A 5375-nucleotide genomic window follows, 5' to 3' on the forward strand; every position below is an offset into this window, starting at 1 on the left:
CCGGCCGGCGCCGCCGCGATTGCCCACCGCGCGGCCGGCAGGCGCGTGCCCGCCGGGGTCGTGTGGGGCCCGCCGTCAGGTCCTCGCCCAGCAGGGCGGGGGCGATGGCGCCATCGGAGAACTCCATTGCCGGAGATGTCGTTGTCCTCGTAGACCCCTGCTGGAGTCCATTCTCTAGCCTTGATGAGCGCCTCGGCGTCCTCCCTGTGGCGGTCCACGCCCAGGCGACGGTTCTCGTGATACTGAGAGATCCGCAGGTAGACGGCGGCCCGCCGAGGCTCAGCACTCGTGGAGTCAATCTACGTCAAAGGTTATTCGGCTACCGAACGTCGTCGAGTTCCGCTTCAATGTCTAAACCCCAGGTCAGAGGCCTAATTCGTGCTACAGAATCACGTAGCGACACGCCGTCTGGTAGCACTTCTGTAGCACGGCGGAGAGGAGAAGAACATGCCTCGCAATGAGGCGTTGAGCAACCGCAACAGGAACTCCGCCGACGAATTCTACGGTTACAAGCTGGTCGAGGTGCGCATCGACCTGGAGCCGTCCCAGATGCACTGACCGGCGACGACGGCACCCGCCAGCGGGCGAGGACTATTCTTCGCAGACCCCGCTGATCATCCGGTTCGGCGAAGAGTTCGCCGCGTGTCCTGTGAAATGTTCGATACCCCTCGACAGGCGATCAGCACGCCGAGAACCTCGAGCTCGCGGTGGGCTAGCCCGTGTAGGTCCTCGCAGGGTGAGAGCACGACGACCGGGCTCAGGTGGCGGGGAGCGTCTTGAGGCATGCCCAGAGCCATGACGCGCAGGTAGCCGCCGGGTTCGGTTGGCGCGGGCAGCAGGAACGAGGTCTGCGGCCCGCCGAGCATCGCGCGGGGCCCCAGTACTGGCGAGCGGGGTCGTAAGGCGGGGTGGTCGGGCAGTCCGGGCAGGGCCATAACGTCTCGTGACCGGCTGGACCCTGACCCCATTCCCCAGCATCCGCACCGACCTGCGCAACACCGGCGCGAACGTGGTGGACCAAGAGGCGGCCCGAGACGGGAACCTGGCCACCAGCCGCTCACCCGATGATCTCTTCTTTTTGTTCCGCCGTGGGAGTATTGTTTAGTCCAACCGACGCCGGAAACTGCTCGTGAGCAGCCCGGTACGCCACATGGCGCAGGCGGGGCTGACTAGCAGCTCGACACCCGGCACCTCGGTACCAAGAACAAGCAGCACGGCTGCGTCCGGGCCGTCTTCCAACTCGACCGATGACCCACGCAGTAAGCCAGCACCGGTCGCGGACGCGCTGGCCCTTCGAGGATCTCAGCCCACGTCCCACCTCAGGACAACCAGAAGGAAGTGATCGCGGATGCGACGGATAACGCTGCCGAGCGGGGAGTCCATCCCTGTGCTGGGCCAGGGCACCTGGGGCTGGGGTGAGGACCCCGGCCGCCGCGGCGACGAGGTCGCCGCGCTGCACGCCGGCCTCGAGCTGGGCATGACGCTGGTCGACACCGCCGAGATGTACGCCGACGGCGGCGCGGAGGAGGTGGTCGGTGAAGCATTGGCGGGTCGCCGCGACGAGGCATTCGTGGTCAGCAAGGTCCTTCCGTCCCACGCCTCCCGTTCCGGCACGATTGCGGCCTGCGAACGCAGCCTGAAACGCCTGGGCACCGATCGGATCGATCTCTACCTGCTGCACTGGCAGGGCAGGTACCCGCTGCAGGACACCGTCGCGGCCTTCCAACAGCTCGTCGAGGACGGGAAAATCCGATACTGGGGCGTCAGCAACTTCGACCACCGGGCCCTCGCTGACCTGCAGGACGTGCCGGGCAGCAGCGGGCTGGCCACGGATCAGGTGCTGTACAACCTGTCGCGGCGAGGACCGGAGTACGACCTCCTGCCGTGGTGCGCCGACCACCAGCTGCCGGTCATGGCGTATTCGCCGATCGAGCAGGGCCGCATCCTTCACGACACGTCGCTGAACGACGTCGCGGCGCGTCACAGCGTCAGCGCCGCGGCGGCCGCCATCGCCTGGGTGCTGCGCCGCGACTCGCTCTGCACGATCCCCAAAGCGAGCAGCCCGCAGCACGTGCGAGACAACGCCACAGCACTGGACGTGGAGCTGACCCGCGAAGACCTGGATGCTCTGGACCGTGCGTTTCAGCCCCCGAGCGGACCGCGACCACTAGAAATGCTGTGACCCTGACCAAGGGCGCAGCCTCTGCCGAAGGTTCCGCTTCAACGTCTGAGGCAAGCGCTGATAGGTGGGCGCTCTCCGTTCTGCCCGGCGTCTGCGGCAGAGGCTGGTGCACTGTGGCAACGTCAGCTCGAGCTGTCACTGTGCTTCCCGGGCTCAGAACGCCCTAATCGCCGCGGAGAGGCCCGACGGCTCGGGATATGTGCGGATGGAGTGCGGCGGCGGTCAGACCCCTGTCGAAACCAGCTCCTCGCGGACGATCGCTGTTCCCGCGCTCAAGGCGCTCATCTTCGCGAGGGCGACGTCGCGCGCGAAGGGGGCCATGCCGCAGTTCGTGCTCGGAATGAGCTTGTCCGCGTCGGCGAACTTCAGTGCCTTGCGCACAGTGGCGGCGACCTCCTCCGGTATCTCGATGGTGTCATTTGCCACGTCGATGGCGCCGAGCATGACCTTCTTGCCGCGGATCAGTTCGATGAGGTCCATCGGGACATGGGAGTTGTGGCATTCGAGCGAGACGATGTCGAGGCTCGAGCGCTGCAGGAGAGGGAACGATTCCTCGTACTGGCGCCACTCGGACCCGAGGGTCGTTTTCCAGTCGTTGTTCGCCTTGATCCCATAGCCATAGCAGATATGCACTGCGGTCTCGGCGCGCAGACCTTCCGCTGCCCGTTCGAGCGCGGCGACTCCCCAGTCCTTCATCTCCTCGAAGAAGACATTGAATGCGGGCTCGTCGAACTGGATGATGTCCACCCCCGCCGCCTCCAGGTCCTTTGCCTCCTGATTGAGGACCGTGGCGAATTCCCAGGCCAGCTTCTCGCGGCTCTTGTAGTGGTCGTCATAGAGTGTGTCGATCATCGTCATCGGTCCCGGCAGTGCCCACTTGATCGGCTGATCGGTCTGCTGGCGGAGGAACTTCGCATCGTCGACGAAGACCGGTTTCTCGCGGCTCACGGCGCTGACGACTGTGGGTACGCTTGCGTCGTAGCGATCGCGGATTCGAACCGTCTTCCGCTTCTCGAAATCGACTCCGCTGAGATGCTCGATGAACGTCGTTACGAAATGTTGCCGGGTCTGCTCTCCGTCGCTGATGATGTCGATGCTTCGGTTGGTCTGCTCATGAGTCGAGATGCGCAGAGCATCGTACCTGCCCTCGGCCAAGGCATCGCCCTGGAGGTTCCAAGGGGACCAGAGGGTTTCGGGCTGCGCGAGCCAGGACGGCTTCGGCAGGCTGCCGACGATTGAGGTGGGCAACAGCGGCTGAGTCATCGTTTCTTCTCCTGAGGTCATGCGACTGGGACGGGCCGGTCGGACGCCCACTGCTCGAGCATCTCTCGGTGCGGGTTGACGAAGAACTCCTCCGTGAACTTCCCCTGTCTGATGCCGAGCTGGCTGCGTTCGACGCGATCATATGAGACAGGCATCTGCGAGAAGTCGTGCCGGTCCAGCGTCGGCCGGTAGATCTCTCCGGCGGCGGTATTCGCGTTGTAGATCTCGGGCCGATAGATCTTCTGGAAAGTCTCCATCGTGCTGATCGTGCCGATGAGCGCCAGATCGGAATAGTCGCCGAGGAGGTTGCCGCGATGGTAGAAGGCCAGCGGTGCGACGCTGCCCGGCGGCATGAAGTACCTCACCTGGAGTCCCATCTTCGCGAAGTAGTCATCTGTCAGCGAGTAGTCGTCCTGCTGGTATTCGAACCCGAGAATCGGGTGGTGATTGTCTGTCCGACGGTACGACTTGCTCGTGGACACGCTGATGCAGATCACGGGTGCTGTCTGGAATCGTTCCCGATAGACAGCAGAATCGAGGAAGTGTTGGAACAGTTTGCCATGCAGATCACCGAAGTCATCGGGGACCGTGAACTCGGTTGCGGCCTCATTGGCAGCCGGCAGCCGCACGCTGAAATCGAAATCGCGGACGAAGGACGAGAAGTTGTTCCCCACGATCCCGGGGTGATGTTTTCCCGTCAGTCTGTCGATGATCTGGATATCCAGGACTTCGAGCAGGGGGAACTCCTGTTCCCGGCCGCCGGTGGTGAAGTGAAGTCCTCCGGAGACGATGTCGAGTTCGAGGTCATAGCGATCCCGGTCGGGATTGTCCCAGGACGCGAGTTCGTTGAAGCGGCGATTGATGATGCTCAGAGCAGTGCGGAGGTTCTGCCGACGGTTCTCGCCCCTGGCGAGGTTGGCGAAGTTCGTCGTCGCTCGGGTGCTCTCCGATGGCGAGTAGTCCTCGTCGAATCGAGTCGTGGTGATGCTGTATGAGAACTCAGGTGTCATGGACGTCCAATTCGGTGGGTGTTCGGCCGGTTGTGGTCGCTTGCATGTCTGTGATCCATCCTGCCCGTCCCCGGCGGTCATCAGGTAACTCGGGGGAACTATGGATTCCTATAGCCTTGGACTATGTCTCGAGGTCTGAAGAGCGTCACGCTGCTGCAACTCCAGTACTTCATCGAGGTCGCCTCGGAGGGGTCGATCACCGCCGCCGCCGATCTTCTCTATGTCTCCCAGCCGACCATGTCTGCCGCGATGAAGGACCTGGAGACTCGTGTGGATCGCGCTCTGCTCATCCGATCCGCTCGCGGGGTGACTTTGACTGCCGACGGTGTGGAGTTCCTCGGCTATGCCCGGCAGGTCATCGAACAGGTGGAACTGCTCGAACAGCACTACTTAGGGCGCCCACCGTCACGGCGTCTGCTCGGAGTCTCGGCGCAGCACTACTCGTTCGTCGTCGATGCTTTCGTTCGGATGGTCAAGTCCAGCGATGCCGCCGAGTACGAGTTCTCGCTGCGAGAGACGCGTACCTGGGACATCATCGAAGACGTTCGCACGCTCCGCAGTGAGCTCGGCATCCTCTATCGCAACGATTTCAACAGGAAGGTCATCGACAAACTGCTGCGAGACTCCGGGCTTGCGTTCCACCCGCTCTTCCTCGCCTCCCCGCACATCTTCATCTCTCGTACGAACCCGCTTGCCTCCCGCCACCGCGTCACCCTTGACGATCTCGCCGCCCTGCCGCGGCTCACTTTCGACCAGGGGGCGAACAACTCGTTCTCCTTCGCCGAGGAGATTCTCTCCACCCTGTCGAGCAAGCAGGAGATCCGGGTCTCTGACCGTGCGACCATCTTCAACCTGATGATCGGACTCGACGGCTACACCATCTCGACGGGCATCATCAGCGACGATCTCGATCCGGCCAT

4 protein-coding genes and 1 pseudogene are annotated in these 5375 nt (G+C 63.3%); 3 read left to right on the plus strand and 2 right to left on the minus strand.

Annotation, left to right across the window (positions count from 1 at the left end):
- Window positions 1-940: 940 nt before the first annotated feature.
- Window positions 941-1105 (plus strand): annotated as a pseudogene (locus tag ACTIIH_RS15785) (DJ-1/PfpI family protein); the annotation flags it as partial.
- A gap of 243 nt (window positions 1106-1348) precedes the next feature.
- Window positions 1349-2182 (plus strand): aldo/keto reductase, encoded by an 834-nt coding sequence (locus tag ACTIIH_RS15790; protein WP_441452784.1) that lies wholly within the window; start codon window positions 1349-1351, stop codon window positions 2180-2182.
- A gap of 222 nt (window positions 2183-2404) precedes the next feature.
- Here the strand turns inward: ACTIIH_RS15790 and ACTIIH_RS15795 are convergent, their stop codons facing one another.
- Together ACTIIH_RS15795 and ACTIIH_RS15800 are read right to left on the minus strand one after the other, a co-directional pair.
- The gene (locus ACTIIH_RS15795; RefSeq protein ID WP_441452785.1) at window positions 2405-3445 is read right to left on the minus strand and encodes a methionine synthase; all 1041 of its coding nucleotides are present in this window, start codon (window positions 3443-3445) and stop codon (window positions 2405-2407) included.
- Window positions 3446-3462: 17 nt separating this feature from the next.
- The gene (locus ACTIIH_RS15800) at window positions 3463-4455 is read right to left on the minus strand and encodes a putative oxygenase MesX (RefSeq protein WP_441452786.1); all 993 of its coding nucleotides are present in this window, start codon (window positions 4453-4455) and stop codon (window positions 3463-3465) included.
- 123 nt (window positions 4456-4578) lie between these two features.
- On the opposite strand from ACTIIH_RS15800, the gene ACTIIH_RS15805 reads away from it, so the two are divergent.
- A partial coding sequence (locus ACTIIH_RS15805; RefSeq protein ID WP_441452787.1) for a LysR family transcriptional regulator occupies window positions 4579-5375 on the plus strand: 797 nt, incomplete at its 3' end.

This window comes from Brevibacterium sp., assembly GCF_052105255.1.
Classification (GTDB): domain Bacteria; phylum Actinomycetota; class Actinomycetes; order Actinomycetales; family Brevibacteriaceae; genus Brevibacterium; species Brevibacterium linens_B.